The 15,025-nt window shown below is 53.3% G+C and carries 15 protein-coding genes; 12 read left to right on the top strand and 3 right to left on the bottom strand.

The window, feature by feature from the left end; translation table 11 throughout:
• The first annotated feature begins 7 nt into the window (after positions 1-7).
• From ssuD to rfaE2, 11 genes are all read left to right on the top strand, one after another.
• Positions 8-1,153: an FMNH2-dependent alkanesulfonate monooxygenase gene (ssuD, locus tag ACO0LM_RS06945; RefSeq protein ID WP_423035858.1), complete on the top strand. Its 1,146-nt coding sequence runs from the start codon at positions 8-10 to the stop codon at positions 1,151-1,153.
• Positions 1,154-1,161: 8 nt separating this feature from the next.
• A complete protein-coding gene (gene ssuC, locus ACO0LM_RS06950; protein WP_423035575.1) occupies positions 1,162-2,046 on the top strand; it encodes an aliphatic sulfonate ABC transporter permease SsuC in 885 nt (294 codons plus the stop codon).
• A gap of 2 nt (positions 2,047-2,048) precedes the next feature.
• Positions 2,049-2,975: an ATP-binding cassette domain-containing protein gene (locus ACO0LM_RS06955; RefSeq protein ID WP_423035860.1), complete on the top strand. Its 927-nt coding sequence runs from the start codon at positions 2,049-2,051 to the stop codon at positions 2,973-2,975.
• 77 nt (positions 2,976-3,052) lie between these two features.
• Complete coding sequence (locus ACO0LM_RS06960; protein ID WP_110256421.1) at positions 3,053-3,268, top strand: TOBE domain-containing protein; 216 nt, start codon at positions 3,053-3,055, stop codon at positions 3,266-3,268.
• A gap of 32 nt (positions 3,269-3,300) precedes the next feature.
• Positions 3,301-4,149 carry an EAL domain-containing protein gene (locus tag ACO0LM_RS06965; protein WP_423035577.1) on the top strand — a complete coding sequence of 283 codons (849 nt, stop codon included), beginning with the start codon at positions 3,301-3,303 and terminating at the stop codon, positions 4,147-4,149.
• A gap of 185 nt (positions 4,150-4,334) precedes the next feature.
• On the top strand, positions 4,335-5,189 hold the full coding sequence (gene cysT, locus ACO0LM_RS06970; protein ID WP_422983473.1) for a sulfate ABC transporter permease subunit CysT: 855 nt from the start codon (positions 4,335-4,337) through the stop codon (positions 5,187-5,189).
• Entirely contained in the window at positions 5,189-6,082 is an 894-nt protein-coding gene (gene cysW, locus ACO0LM_RS06975) for a sulfate ABC transporter permease subunit CysW (protein WP_423035579.1), read from the top strand. Before cysT ends, cysW begins: the two co-directional genes overlap by 1 nt.
• Before the next feature lie 21 nt (positions 6,083-6,103).
• On the top strand, positions 6,104-7,168 hold the full coding sequence (locus ACO0LM_RS06980; RefSeq protein WP_423035581.1) for a sulfate/molybdate ABC transporter ATP-binding protein: 1,065 nt from the start codon (positions 6,104-6,106) through the stop codon (positions 7,166-7,168).
• An 8-nt stretch (positions 7,169-7,176) separates the two neighbouring features.
• Positions 7,177-8,109 (top strand): CysB family HTH-type transcriptional regulator, encoded by a 933-nt coding sequence (locus ACO0LM_RS06985; protein WP_423035583.1) that lies wholly within the window; start codon positions 7,177-7,179, stop codon positions 8,107-8,109.
• 122 nt (positions 8,110-8,231) lie between these two features.
• Positions 8,232-9,095: a ferritin-like domain-containing protein gene (locus ACO0LM_RS06990; protein WP_423035585.1), complete on the top strand. Its 864-nt coding sequence runs from the start codon at positions 8,232-8,234 to the stop codon at positions 9,093-9,095.
• A gap of 355 nt (positions 9,096-9,450) precedes the next feature.
• Positions 9,451-9,930, top strand: a complete 480-nt coding sequence (gene rfaE2 / locus ACO0LM_RS06995) for a D-glycero-beta-D-manno-heptose 1-phosphate adenylyltransferase (protein WP_423035587.1) — start codon at positions 9,451-9,453, stop codon at positions 9,928-9,930.
• Here the strand turns inward: rfaE2 and ACO0LM_RS07000 are convergent.
• The 3 genes from ACO0LM_RS07000 to ACO0LM_RS07010 all read right to left on the bottom strand — a co-directional run bounded on the left by ACO0LM_RS07000 (position 9,919) and on the right by ACO0LM_RS07010 (position 13,849).
• Positions 9,919-12,405 (bottom strand): sensor domain-containing protein, encoded by a 2,487-nt coding sequence (locus tag ACO0LM_RS07000; protein ID WP_423035589.1) that lies wholly within the window; start codon positions 12,403-12,405, stop codon positions 9,919-9,921. The genes rfaE2 and ACO0LM_RS07000 overlap by 12 nt on opposite strands.
• Before the next feature lie 216 nt (positions 12,406-12,621).
• Positions 12,622-13,092: a tRNA (uridine(34)/cytosine(34)/5-carboxymethylaminomethyluridine(34)-2'-O)-methyltransferase TrmL gene (gene trmL, locus ACO0LM_RS07005; RefSeq protein WP_423035591.1), complete on the bottom strand. Its 471-nt coding sequence runs from the start codon at positions 13,090-13,092 to the stop codon at positions 12,622-12,624.
• A gap of 13 nt (positions 13,093-13,105) precedes the next feature.
• Positions 13,106-13,849 carry a phosphoribosyltransferase family protein gene (locus ACO0LM_RS07010; RefSeq protein WP_423035593.1) on the bottom strand — a complete coding sequence of 248 codons (744 nt, stop codon included), beginning with the start codon at positions 13,847-13,849 and terminating at the stop codon, positions 13,106-13,108.
• Positions 13,850-13,943: 94 nt separating this feature from the next.
• Here ACO0LM_RS07010 and ACO0LM_RS07015 point away from each other — a divergent pair, with 94 nt between their 5' ends.
• The gene (locus tag ACO0LM_RS07015) at positions 13,944-14,858 is read left to right on the top strand and encodes a methyltransferase domain-containing protein (protein ID WP_423035595.1); all 915 of its coding nucleotides are present in this window, start codon (positions 13,944-13,946) and stop codon (positions 14,856-14,858) included.
• Positions 14,859-15,025 lie beyond the last annotated feature (167 nt).

Raw genomic sequence — 15,025 nt, forward strand, 5'->3', positions numbered from 1 at the left:
GATGAGCTTGAACATATTCTGGTTTATTCCTACCCACGGCGACAGCCGTTATCTGGGCACGACCAAAGGGGCGCGCCAGATCAATTATGATTACCTGCGCCAAATCGCCGTGGCGGCTGACACCCAGGGCTATGACGGTGTGTTGCTGCCGACCGGACGTTCTTGCGAAGATGCATGGGTAGTCGCATCCAGCCTGATCAGCGCCACCACCAAATTGAAATTTTTGGTAGCGATACGCCCCGGCCTGAGTACACCGGGTCTGGCAGTACGCATGGCGTCGACTTTTGATCGTTTATCGAAAGGTCGCTTGCTGATCAATATCGTCACCGGCGGTGACCAGGGCGAACTGGAAGCAGACGGCCTGTTTGCCGACCATGAAAAACGCTATGAAATCACGGAAGAATTCTTGCGCGTCTGGCGCGCTTCCCTGGCGGGCGAAGGTGGTGATACCGGTTATGATTTTGAAGGCAGGCATATCACGGTCAAGGGGGCCAAGACCTTGTTCCCGCCTGTACAAAAGCCATATCCACCTTTGTACTTTGGCGGCTCATCCGAACCTGCACATGAACTGGCGGCTGAGCAGGTCGATGTCTACCTGACTTGGGGAGAGCCACCGGCCGCAGTGGCAGCCAAGATCGCCGATATGCGCGCCCGCGCCGCCCGGCATGGACGTACCTTGCGTTTTGGCATACGCCTGCATGTGATCGTGCGTGAAACCAATGATGAAGCCTGGCAGGCGGCAGAAGACCTGATCCGTTACGTCGATGATGATGTCATCGCCAGGGCGCAAAAAGCCTTCGCCAAGATGGATTCTGTCGGCCAGCAACGCATGGTGGCCCTGCACGGCGGCAAACGCGACAAGCTGGAAGTATCGCCTAACCTGTGGGCCGGTGTTGGCCTGGTGCGTGGCGGTGCCGGTACAGCCCTGGTGGGCGACCCGGAAACCGTGGCTGCGCGTATCAAGGAATATGCAGCGCTGGGTATCGACACCTTCATCTTCTCTGGCTATCCGCATCTGGAAGAGTCGTATCGTTTTTCCGAACTGGTATTTCCATTGATAGGCAAACAGGTACCTGACGTGTCCAGCAGCCTGACCGGGCCATTTGGCGAAGTCATGGCAAACGGTATCGTGCCCAAGGTGTCACAAAGCTAGGAGCGTATATGGGTCCCATCATCACCGAAGTCGCGCAATTTGCCGAGTTGCCGGGACATCCGCGCCAGGGTGGCGGCGCTGTGCCTGAAGGAATATTCAGCGGTATCGCATGGCGTCAGCTTGGTGTGCAACTGTTCAGTAAATTATTACCCTGGGCCCTGCCCCTGGCGCTGACACTGGTATGGCAGATTGCCGCCCAAACGGGTTATCTGTCCAGCCGTATTTTGCCTGAACCGCTGGCCGTGGCGCGGGCTTTCTGGACTCTGGGTGTGTCAGGTGAAATCTGGATCCACGCAAAAACCAGCCTGTGGCGTGCGATTTCCGGCTTTGCTGTTGGTGGCGGGCTGGGCTTGTTGCTGGGTTTGCTGACTGGCAGTTTCCGGTTTGCTGAAACCCTGCTTGATACCACGCTGCAAATGATCAGAAATATTCCGGCGCTGGCCCTGATACCGCTGGTGATCTTGTGGTTTGGCATTGATGAATCGGCGAAACTGTTTCTGGTATCGGTCGGTGTTTTTTTTCCGGTGTACCTGAATACCTTCCACGGCATCCGTACGGTCGATAAAGGCTTGATAGAAATGGCGCAAAGTTATGGCCTGTCTGGCTGGGCCCTGTACCGCGATGTGATCTTGCCAGGCGCATTGCCATCGATACTGGTAGGTGTACGCTTTTCGCTGGGTCTGGTGTGGGTATTGCTGATTGTTGCCGAAACCATTTCGGCACAGGCCGGTATAGGTTATATGACCATGAATGCCCGTGAATTTTTACAAACCGATGTGGTGCTGGTGGGAATATTGCTGTATGCCTTGCTGGGCAAGCTGGCAGATGTGTTGTCGCGGGCGCTTGAACATTATTGCCTGCGCTGGCATCCGTCTTATCAAAGGAGGGCATGAACATGTATCGGTTCCCTGAATTTCCACTGAGTGCCGTGGCAGAAATTGCTGCCTTGCGTGAAGAACTGGATGGCGGTTGGGAAACCACCGCTGCCGGCGAATGGGGTAGCGCGGCCAGCGACCAGGTCGAAGCCGGGCGCGGGGCTTCGCTGGACTTGCGTGTCATACAAAAATCCTATCAGGGGCGGCAGGTATTGAAAGCACTGAACCTGCAAGTGCAGGCTGGCGAATTCGTGGCCGTGATCGGTCGCAGCGGTTGTGGCAAAAGCACGCTGCTACGCCTGATTGCCGGTTTGGAGCAGGCCGATAGCGGCAGCCTGGAATTCAATGCAGATCAGACCCAGGGGCAGCCCGGTAAAAAACCGGATACCCGCGTAATGTTTCAGGATTCGCGCCTGCTGCCATGGAAAACCGTGATTGATAACGTGGCACTTGGCCTTGGCAGTGATCAGTCCGCCCGCCAGGCCTTGCAGAAAGTCGCGCTGGCAGAGCGCGCTGATGAGTGGCCATCTGTCCTGTCAGGTGGCCAGCGTCAGCGCGTTGCGCTGGCAAGGGCCCTGGTACATGAACCAGCCTTGCTATTGCTGGATGAACCTTTGGGTGCACTGGATGCCCTGACCCGTATAGAAATGCAGAACCTGATTGAAAACCTGTGGCAACAACGCGGCTTTACTGCTGTGCTGGTGACCCATGATGTACAGGAAGCGATAGCCCTGGCGGACCGTGTGATTCTGATAGAAGATGGTCAGATCACCCTGGACAGCAGGATCGATTTACCCAGACCACGTTCACGCGGCAACCCCAGGTTTGCCGAACTGGAAGAAAGCATATTAAGGCGGGTACTGCAAAAACCGCCTGCAGAACTGGATACCGAACTTGGTGATATATCACTGTTGAGAACCGTAAGCCAGGTCACCTGGGCGATTTAGAGGACTGCGACACATGCATATGCATATGCAGCGCGCATTGCAGGTAATTTATATTTTAATTTTTTAAAGGAAGCATCATGAGCATACAAGCCATCAACGTCCGCAACCAGTTCCGCGGCAAAATCAAAGCCATCATCGAAGGTTCAGTGGTATCTGAAGTCGATGTGGAAACACCGGCTGGTATCGTGACATCGGTTATTACCACCCGTTCCATCAAGGACCTGAACCTGGTCATTGGTTCTGAAGTTGTGGCACTGGTCAAGGCAACAGAAGTGTCGATTGCAAAATTGTAAAAACATGACTGTTATCGAAGTGTGAGGCCTGCATGCACTATCCCGCATTGCAAAACTATCTGAGCCGCCTGCAAAGTACGCTGGCCACCACCAATCTGTGGCTGGACGAGCAGGGGCGTGCCCGTGGGCGTTATTTTAATTCCACCCTGACCAGTGCTTTCCAGGCGATACGTTCCGGCGATGACGGCCGTGTTGTGGCCTATGAAGCCTATGCACGCAGTTATGCCAGCGATGACCAGGGCTTGAATATCTGGAAGCTGCTGGAAAACGCCGCCAACGATGATGAGTCGGTCGAACTGGACAGACTCTGCCGTCTGCTGCATACCCTGAATTTCTATCGCCAGCCTGAAAGCGCACATCTGGACCTGTACCTGAGTGTGCATAGTCGTCTGTTGGCCGCAGTGGAAGGAAATCACGGCATGGCTTTTCGCCGTATTCTGGATGTGCTGGAATTACCGCATCATCACATCATCCTGCAATTGCCGCAGATTACACCTAGCCAGCGCTGGGTATTTACCCATGTGGCAGAAAATTACCGTCGCAATGGCTTCCGCATCGGCCTGCATGCCGCCAGCCTGGAGCAGGCCGGTGATTTGCTGGACCGCATACGGCCTGATTCCATCAAGGTCGATATCAGTTTGGCCAATGATGCAGAAGCACAGATTCGTTTGCTGGAACAGGCTGATCGTGGCAATTGTCATGTGATTTTCCGCCGTATTGAAAATCAAAAAAGGCTGCAGGCATTGCGTGATGCCAACCAGACCGCCAGCCCTTATCTGATACAGGGTTTTCTGTTTGACTTGCCGAAAGCCGGTTTGCTGAGCCGGGCGGAACACCAGCAAGCAGTGGTGTTTGAAGATGCGGTCAAATTTGCATATTGATCAGTATATGTATGGTTAATTGCTAAAATATTACCAAAAAAATCGACAAAGGCGATAAAAAAAGCTGGTTTTTGCTGCTCCATATGCGAAAAACGAATTTAGGAATAAGAAAAAATTCGTTTTCTATATAACTAAAAACTGCCAATATTACTCATCAATAGTCGTATCTGTAATAAGGGCTGCATATGGCAAGGTTTTTTGGTAACAATCCACAAGTCAGGCGCGTCATCCCGGGGTTTCATCTTTCCCTGGGATTTACCGTGTTTTATCTGGGCCTGATCGTCCTGATACCGCTGTCGGCGGTTTTCCTGAAGACCTTTACCATGACCTGGGAGGCATTCTGGAATACAGTTACTTCTGACCGGGTTATCGCTTCCTACAAACTGACTTTCGGCGCTTCCCTGCTGGGTGCGCTGATCAATGTGTTTTTTGGCGGCATTGTCGCCTGGGTGCTGGTGCGTTATAAGTTCCCCGGCAAAAAACTGGTGGATGCCCTGGTCGATCTGCCATTTGCCCTGCCGACTGCGGTGGCTGGCATCACCCTGGCGACCTTGTATGCACCGAATGGCTGGCTGGGCAAATTGCTGACACCGCTGGGTATCAAGGTTGCTTACACGCCGCTGGGGGTACTGGTTGCCCTGACTTTTATTGGCCTGCCTTTTGTCGTGCGTACCGTGCAGCCGGTACTGGAAGAGGCTGAAAAAGAATTGGAAGAAGCCGCCGTCAGCCTGGGTGCCAGCCATTTCCAGACTTTTGCACGGGTCATCTTCCCTAGCATTTTGCCGGCCTTGATGACCGGTTTTGCGCTGGCGTTTGCCCGCGCCACCGGTGAATACGGCTCGGTCATTTTCATCGCTGGCAACATGCCCATGGTTTCTGAAATCACACCTCTGTTCATGATTACCAAACTCGAACAATACGATTACGCCGGTGCAACCGCGATAGCGGTGGTGATGCTGTTACTGTCCTTCAGCCTGTTGCTGTCCATTAATGCCTTGCAGGCATGGACCCGCAGCCGACAAAACGCAGGGAGAGAATAATGACTGCCATCACCATCAATGCACCTGTGGCAGCACGCCGGTATGAACCCGTCATCACCCCCGCTGCCACCATAGAACCTTTGTGGGTGCGCATCGTTTTATCGGTGACGGCACTGGCTTTCCTGACGCTGTTCCTGTTCGTGCCACTGGCTGCGGTGTTTTCTGAAGCGCTGAAAAAAGGCTGGCAAGTGTACCTGGCTGCCATCGTCGAGCCAGACGCCTTGTCCGCCATCAAGCTGACCCTGATTGCGGCTGGCATAGCCGTGCCGCTGAACCTGGTGTTTGGCGTGGCTGCGGCCTGGACCATCGCCAAATTTGAATTCCGTGGCAAGAATATCTTGCTGACGCTGATCGACCTGCCGTTTTCGGTATCGCCCGTCATTTCCGGTTTGATTTATGTATTGCTGTTTGGTGCCCAGGGCTGGTTTGGCGAATGGTTGCGCGATCATGAAATCAAGATACTGTTTGCCGTGCCGGGTATTGTACTGGCGACGATCTTCGTCACCTTTCCCTTTGTCGCGCGTGAACTGATACCCCTGATGCAGGCGCAGGGCAGTGAAGAGGAAGAAGCGGCGCTGGTGCTGGGTGCATCCGGCTGGAAGACTTTCTGGTATGTGACTCTGCCGAATATCAAATGGGGTTTGTTGTATGGCGTGATCTTGTGTAATGCCCGTGCCATGGGTGAATTTGGTGCGGTGTCGGTAGTGTCTGGCCATATCCGTGGCGAGACCAATACCATGCCCCTGCAAGTCGAGATTTTATATAACGAGTACAACTTCACTGCTGCCTTTGCGGTCGCTTCGCTGCTGACTTTGCTGGCTTTGCTGACGCTGGCACTCAAATCACTAGTCGAATGGCGTACCAATGAAAACCGTCAGTTGCCACAGGAATGAAGAGAAATAAGGGAGTTCACCGTGAGTATCGCTGTTAATCAATTACAAAAGCGCTTTGGCAATTTCACTGCACTGGATAAGGTATCGCTGGATTTCCCAAATGGCGAACTGACCGCCTTGCTGGGCCCGTCGGGTTGTGGAAAAACCACGTTGTTGCGCATCATCGCCGGTTTGGAATATGCCGATAGCGGGCAGGTCTTGCTGGATGGCCAGGATGCATCAGCCCAGCATGTGCGCGAACGCCAGGTTGGTTTCGTATTCCAGCACTATGCGCTGTTCAAGCATATGACCATCTTTGAAAACATCGCTTTTGGCCTGCGTGTCAAACCGCGTCATCTGCGCCCGAAAGAAAGCGAGATCAAGGAAAAAGTCACCAAGCTGCTGGAACTGGTGCAGCTTGACTGGCTGGCCGATCGTTATCCGCCGCAGTTGTCTGGTGGCCAGCGTCAGCGTATTGCGCTGGCGCGTGCGCTGGCGGTAGAACCGCGCGTATTATTGCTGGACGAACCCTTTGGTGCACTGGATGCCAAGGTGCGCAAGGAATTGCGCCGCTGGTTGCGTCGCCTGCATGATGAATTGCATGTGACCAGTATCTTCGTCACCCATGATCAGGAAGAAGCGCTGGAAGTGGCTGACAAGATCGTACTCATGAACCATGGCAAAGTGGAGCAGGTAGGGGCGCCGGCCGAGGTTTATCATCATCCTGCCACGCCTTTCGTGTATGGTTTCCTGGGTAATGTGAACCTGTTCCGTGGCCGTATCCATGAAGGCATACTGGATGCAGATGGCGTACCGTTTGAAGCACCAGGTCATGCCGATACGAGGGACGCCTTCGGTACCGGTTATGTGCGACCGCATGAGCTGGAAATTGACCGCTATTCACCGGGTGCTGCCGGGCTGGTCGTGCAATTGCGCCGTGTGCACAGCATAGGGCCACTGGCACAGCTGGAACTGGAACGGGATGACAACGGTGAACTGGTGGAAGCCATGATTTCCAGCGAACGCTATGAACAACTGAAACTCAAAGTCGGTGAAGCACTGGTAGTACGCCCCAAGCGCCTGCATGTATTCGTCGATACTCAATAAGGTAAGCCATGAATTTCCAACAATTACGCTCCATCCGTGAAGCTTCGCGCCGTGGTTATAACCTGACGGAAGTCGCCAATGTCTTGTTTACCTCACAGCCTGGCGTCAGTCGTCAGATTCGTGAACTGGAAGAAGAACTGGGCGTCGATATTTTTGAACGCAACGGTAAACGCCTGACCGGGCTGACCGAACCTGGCCGCGACATTCTGCCCATCATAGAACGTCTGTTGCTGGAAGCAGAAAACTTGCGCCAGGCAGGCGAAGATTATTCTGACCAGACCAAGGGCACGCTGACCATCGCCACTACCCATACCCAGGCCCGCTACGTCTTGCCGAAAGTGGTACAGGGTTTCCGTCAGGCTTTCCCGGATGTGCGCATCGCCCTGCAGCAAAGTTCACCTGAACACATTGCCGAATGGGTCTTGTCTGGCAAGGCGGACATTGGTATCGCGACGGAAGGTTTGTCGCAATTCAAAGACTTGGCCTCATTTGCCTGCTATGAATGGAACCACGTGGTGGTGGTTCCCGAAAATCATCCCCTGCTGAACAAGGACGTGCTGACGCTGGAAGACCTGTCGAATTACCCGCTGATTACCTATGACGTAGGATTTACCGGTCGTGGCCATATCGATGATGCCTTCCGTCTGGCCGGTCTGCGTACCGACATTGTGCTGACAGCCATGGATTCTGATGTGATCCAGCAATATGTGGCATTGGGTCTGGGCGTGGGTCTGGTTGCCTCGATGGCGATAGAAGTGCAGCGTGCACATGGTCTGCGGACGATAGAGGCGAGCCACCTGTTTGCGTCGAATGTAACGCGGCTGGCAGTCAGACGTGGCGCTTACCTGCGCAGTTATACCTTTGAATTCATACAGCAGTTTGCCCCGAATCTGGACCGTGAAGAGGTCAGGCAGGCAATCAGCGAAAATGACATCGGTTGAGCTAGTGAACTTGCACTGGAGCTACTTATTGGCAAAATAAGGCTTGTCGTGAAGCCGTCACATCTCTCTGGTAAAATTAGGTAAAAGATTCTAATTTTTGCTATATCTATCAGAGGTTCACCATGCTTTACCCTGAATTATTCAAGTCTCTGGAGCAAGTGCGCTGGAATATGGAGTCAGATATCCCCTGGGATAAATTTGACGCCAGCAAGTTGACGCCAGAGCAGGCACAAACCATCAAGATGAATGCCATCACTGAATGGTCGGCCTTGCCTGCGACGGAAATGTTTTTGCGCGACAATCGCGGTGACAGCGATTTTTGTGCCTTCATGTCAATCTGGTTTTTTGAAGAGCAAAAACACTCGCTGGTATTGATGGAGTATTTGCGCCGCTTTCATCCAGAACTGGTACCGACAGAAAAAGAACTTGATAACGTGCGTTTCGAGTTCGACCCGGCACCGCCACTGGAAACACTGATGCTGCATTTCTGTGGAGAGATACGTTTGAATCACTGGTATCGTTGCGCATCTGAATGGCATACCGAACCGGTGATTAAGCATATTTACAAGATCATCAGTCAGGATGAGGCAAGACATGGTGGTGCCTATCTGCGTTACATGAAAAAATCCCTGGCCGAAGCCGGCGATGTGGCACGTGCAGCGTTTTCCAAGATCGGTGTCCTGATGGCATCGGCCAGACGCACGGAAAAACCCTTGCATCCTACCAATCTGCATGTCAACCAGGCCCTGTTCCCGAACGACACCATACAGTCGCGCCTGCCAGACCCGGACTGGCTGGAACGCTGGCTGGATGGCCAGATCAAGTTTGACGGCGTATGGGAAAAGAAAGTCGTTGACCGCATCCTGCATAATATGTCGCTGTTGTTTGAACGTACATTTGAAACCGTGCAAGACTTGAACCGCTACCGCAAGGAAGTGGCGCAAAGGCTAATTATTCTGCCAGGCAGTTTGCCAAGCGCAGCATAAAGCTGGCTTGAACCTGTACAATCGCCGCTATTATTAGCGGCTTTTTTATTTCTTACATCAAGACCTCTCAACACAGAGGCACGGAGACACAGAGGAGCACAGAGAAAAGCATAGAGAAAACCGAAATCGTATTTTCTCGTAGGTTGGGCTACGTTTCATCAGCCCAACACTGTGCATTTGATAAGCAAATACCTTATTTAGATGCCGGGTGTTGGGCTGGTAATTCGTAGCCCAACCTACAAATTTGCAATCATTCGCGTTTATATACTCTTGCACTTCTCTGTGCTCCTCTGTGTCTCCGTGTCTCCGTGCCTCTGTGTTGAGAGGTCTTTTTCGTCAATCATCCATATTCATCATGCCAGAATTCGAAAAAAAAATTACTACACGCAGCGAATTGGCTGAGCGTGTTCTTGCGTTGCCGAAACCGGTGGTCATGACCAATGGCGTGTTTGACATTCTGCATCGCGGCCATGTCAGTTACCTGGCAGATGCGCGGGTGCTGGGGGCGTCGCTGGTGGTGGCGGTGAATACCGATGCCTCCGTCAAACGCCTGGGCAAGGGCGACGACCGTCCTGTGAATACTTGCGAAGACCGCATGGCAGTGCTGGCCGCGCTGGAAGCGGTCAGCTTGGTAGTTGAGTTTGATGAAGGCACCGCCTCGCAGGCAGTGTTGGCCGCACATCCGGATATCTATGTCAAAGGTGGTGACTACGATATGACTACCATACCCGAAGGCCAGGCCGTGCTGGCATATGGTGGGCAGGTAGCAGCGATTGAGTTTGAACATGACCGTTCCACCAGCAAATTGCTGGCCAAAGTCAGGTCAGCTGGCTGAGGATTTTTGTTGTTGCAGCAAGAGTTCAAATTCTTCTGGTGGCAGCGGTTTGGCAAACAGATAGCCTTGCGCAAAGTCGCAGGCAGCCTGTTCCAGCAACTGGCTTTGCTGTACCGTTTCCACCCCTTCTGCGACCACTCTCAACCCCAGTTTGTGAGCCATCATGATGATTGCTTCGGATAAGGCGATATCGCTGGAACCATGAGCCAGATTGCGGATGAAGGATTGGTCTATCTTCAGGTAATCGATATCGAATTTCTTCAGGTAAGACAGAGAAGAATAGCCGGTACCAAAATCATCCAGCGCCACCTGTATGCCAGCATCGCGGAACTGCAACAGCTTGCTGGTGATTGTATGGCTGGCATCCAGCAGCAGGCCTTCGGTAATTTCGACGATGATGGCCTGGCCCGGCAGGTCCTGGTTTGCCAGATGCTGTATCCAGTTCACATAGCGTTCCTGATCCCCCTGAAATTCCATCGGTGACTGGTTGACGCTGATCTGGAAGTCAGGATGGTAGTCGCGACGCCATTGCTTCACCCATTTGACTGATTCACGGAACACCAGGTCGCCGATCGCCAGGATCATGCCACTGGTTTCTGCAATCGGTATGAATTCCATGGGGCTGATGAAACCCAGTTGCGCATGCCGCCAGCGTACCAGCGCCTCGGCCTTTTGTATGCGGCCAGTGTGGAGGTCGACGATGGGCTGGAAATAAACTTGCAGATGTTGCTCGGCTATCGCCACCCGCAGATCATTGGTCATGCGCAAACGTGCCAGTGCCGCAGTCTGCAGACTGGGCGTGAAATAACTGAAGCGGTTGCGGCCCTGGTCTTTGGCGGCATACATGGCCTGATCGGCATGTTTGATCAGGTCATCCAGGTTGTCGGCATCACGCGGATAAATGGTGATACCCACGCTGGCCGACAGATAGATTTCTTCACCCGCAATCTGGAACGGGGTAGACATGGCGCGGATGAGATTTTGCGCGACGACCTCGGCCCTGTCCTGCTCCCGCATTTCTGGCAGGGAAACGGTGAATTCATCACCGCCCAGGCGGGCCACCGTATCACTTTCCCGTACGCAATTGCGCAGGCGCTGACCGGCTTCCACCAGCAGGATGTCACCAGTGGCATGGCCCAGGGTATCGTTGACTTCCTTGAAAAAATCCAGATCGATGAACAATACTGCCAGCGATAATTTGCGTCGCTTGCTGAGTTTCATGTCGTGGTCCAGCCTGTCATAAAACATGCGGCGGTTAGGCAGACCCGTGAGCGTATCGATATTCGCCTGTTGCCAGATCAGTGCTTCGCTTTTTTTCTTTTCCGTGATGTCGAGTACCGTGCCCAACATGCGAAGTGGCTTACCGTCGCTATCCCATTCGACAACGGCCCCGACTGAAAGTATCCAGCTCCAATCACCTGTTGCTGTTCTTTGCCTGAACTCGACACGATATTCCTTGGTCCGGCCTTCCAGGTGACTTCTGTAGGCGCGCTCAGCCACCGCGAAATCGCCTGGATGCAAACGGGCTTCCCAGTTATTCCTGTTTTCCTCGAAACCCTGGTGGGCATAGCCCAGCATATTTGCATATTCGGCGCTGACGATGGCTTCGCCAGTCTGTACATTCACGTCATACAGGCCCTGGTTGGTGGCCGACAAGGCCATGCGCAAGCGTTCTTCGCTTTCACGCAAGGCAACTTCAGCCTGTTTCCGTTCGGAGATATCGGTGTGGGTGCCAATTACGCGTGTGGGTTTGCCGGCAGCATCTCTTTCGATGACGGTACCACGCGTCAATATCCACTTCCAGCGCCCATCCTTGCATTGCACCCGGTGTTCATTGATATAGATAGGTGTCTGTCCGTCAAAATGTGCCTGCCGGTCACGTTGCATTTGCAGCCGGTCATGCGGATGTGTGCGACGATCCAGTTCTGCCGACAGGTCGGCAATGTCATCCTTGCCGTAACCATAGATTTCTTTCAGACGATCCGACAGAATTTCCACGCCGGTTTGTGGATACCAGTCCCAGACGCCATCGCCCGACCCTTCGAGTGCCAGTTTCCAGCGTTCTTCGTTGAGATGCAATTGCTCTTCATCCTGCTTGCGCTTACTGATGTCAACGACCATGGCATAGCAGCCACGCACCTCCCCCTGCTTGTCGAACACGGGAAATAACTGGGCCGCAATATCTTTGTTGCCATGTTTATAGGGAATGCTTGTTTCATAGGAGACGGCATGGCCGCTGAATGCCTGATCCAGGTGAGAGCGTACATGTGCAAAGGCATCCTTGCCGATGACATCGATGACATGCCGACCGAGAACTGCCGATCTGGGAAGTCCAAACCAGTCGATGTACACGGCATTGATGAACTGGTAGCGGTATTCCCTGTCCACAAAAGAAATGCACACCGGCAGGGCATCGATCAAATGCTGCAGTTGCTGAAGATCATCCCCAAATGCGTCGCCGGGAGAATTTGGCACGTTGTGGTCTTGGTTTTCCACGTTATTATAGGAATAGAAGGACGCTTTTTGAATCGTCCAGAATCAGGATGTGATATATGAATCCTAAAGGATGTTCTGGAGAATTAAATAAATTTCCATTGCTGATGTGGTAATTACGGTAATCGGACCTCCGCTGTATTGCTGTCTGCTGTGTCGTTTGTCGTGTTGTGCTTGGGGTGGTGCTTAGTGTGCTGCTCAACTACCGCCTGCAAAACCGTTTTGTCTCCATGCCTCATACACGACCACTGCCACGGTGTTGGACAGGTTCAGGCTGCGGTTGTCTGGCCGCATCGGTAGGCGTATACGCTGTCCAGGCGGGAATGATTCGCGCAATGCAGGTGCCAGGCCGCGTGTTTCAGCGCCAAACACAAAATAATCACCCGGCTGGAAAGCCAGGCTGGCAAAGGTCGAGGACCCATGCGTGGTCATGGCGAACATGCGTTGCGTGTCTGGTTGTTCCGCAGCCAGGAAGGCCTCCCAGTTTTTATGCACTTTCATGGTGGCATAGTCGTGGTAATCCAGACCCGCGCGCTTCATCTTGCTATCGTCCAGCGGAAAGCCGAGGGGCTCGATCAGGTGCAGTTGCACCCCGGTGTTGGCGCACAAACGTATGATATTGCCAGTATTTGGTGGGATTTCCGGTTCAACCAGGACGACGTGAAACAAGGTATTTCCTTCATTAAGTGTGGGGAAGGGTGCGGGCAAACACGTAAGTGCTGACTTTGGCCGCGCCAAAACGTTTCAGCATTGTAGCGATTTCATGCATGGTCATGCCAGTGGTCATGACATCATCGATGATGCCGATGTGCAAGTCCTTCACCGTATGCTGTGCATGTTCGTCAAGGCTGAAGGCTTGTCTGATATTGCGGGCGCGAGCATCAATCGGCAGGCTGCTCTGCCTGGCTGTCTCACGGCTGCGATGCAAAAGTTTCGTGTGCAGCGGTACACCCAACTGCCGTGATAGCGGGCGGGCAATTTCCAGCGCCTGGTTGAAGCCGCGCTCGGCCAGTCTTTGCGCACCCAGTGGCACGGCACACAGGTAATGGGGTAATTCAAAAGCGGGCCGACGCAGAATACTGTCGCGTAACATGGCAGCAAACCACGGGGCAAGTGCTAACTCATGGCCAAATTTAAGCGCCAGTATCAGTTGATCTTGCGGGGCGGCGTAGTCACAGACGGCGACCGTCATGTCAAACGCGGGCGGATTGCGCAGGCAATCGCCGCAACGCAGGCTGGCGGCATTGGCGGGCAGGGGCAGGGCACATTGCAGGCAGCGTTCCTGGTGTTGTTCAAAATAGGCGTGGCGACAGCCCGTGCAGACGGCCATGTCGGCCGGTTGCCGGCACAAGGCGCAACTGCCGGGGAGCAGTGTGCTGACACTATGTTTAAGGTGGCGCAACAGGGTGCCGGGTAAGCCTTGCATGAGTTTATCTGTGATGAGGGAGGCAAGCTGGTAAGCAAGCGTGTAAACTGCCAGCTTATCGCATGTTCAGTGTTGTTAAAATCATTATTTGCTTATGTTGAGTGCCCCCATAGATTTGCAACTGGTTCGTCGCCTGTTTGCCCAGCCAGAAAAAATCCGGCCATCCGCCTTCCTGCGACGTGAAATTGCCAGCCGCATGCGGGAAAAACTGGAACTGGTGAAAATTCAGCCGCACAGCCTGCTGGATGCAGGCTGTGGCGAAACCGATGATGTGGCCGAGTTGCAAAAAAATTATCCCGGCGCGCTTGCCTACGGCGTCGATGCTTCTTTATCGATGTTGCAGGCAGGCTTGCAAAAACAGCAAGCTGCTCTGTCTGCAGTTGGCCGTTTGCTGGCGAAATGGACACCGGGTGTATTGCGGCAAGAGGCAGCCCAGCAATTATTGTGCGCCGATTTCGCCCGCTTGCCACTGGCGAATGCGTCCATGGATCTGATCTGGTCGAACCTGGCCTTGCACTGGCATCCACAACCCGATCTGGTATTTGCTGAATGGCGTCGGGTATTGCGTACTGAAGGGTTGCTGATGTTTTCCTGCTTCGGCCCGGATACCCTGATCGAGTTGCGCCAGGCTTTCGCCGGTGTTGATGAATTGCCGCATACCATTCCTTTTGTCGATATGCATGATTTTGGCGATATGCTGGTGAATGCGGGATTTTCCACGCCGGTCATGGATATGGAAAAAATTACTTTGACCTATATGGATGCGAATAAACTCTTGCAGGATGTGCGTGCCATAGGCGGTAATCCTTTGATGACGCGCCGTCAGGGTCTGTTTGGTCGCAGTGCCTACCGCAAGTTGCTGAGCGGGCTGGAAAAGCAGCGCAATGCGCAGGGACAGTTAGTGCTGAGTTTTGAAATTGTGTATGGCCATGCATTCCGTCCGGTATCCAGAAAAACTGCAGCAGGCGAAGCCATTATCCGCTTCGATCCACACAAAAAAGGGCTTTAACTCACGTCAATGAATAGGTGGAAAGCTGGATTTCCTGGCATAAATCTTTGTGACATTTGAGCCAGATCATGGCTAGCCACTATGTATTCTGCTTGATATCACCCTGCTTTACGCCTTATACTCTCGCAGTTGTGGAAGTTGCCGGTACGCATTTGTAATTTTTGAAT

The sequence above is a fragment of the Undibacterium sp. Di26W genome (assembly GCF_049340265.1).
Classification (GTDB): domain Bacteria; phylum Pseudomonadota; class Gammaproteobacteria; order Burkholderiales; family Burkholderiaceae_D; genus Undibacterium.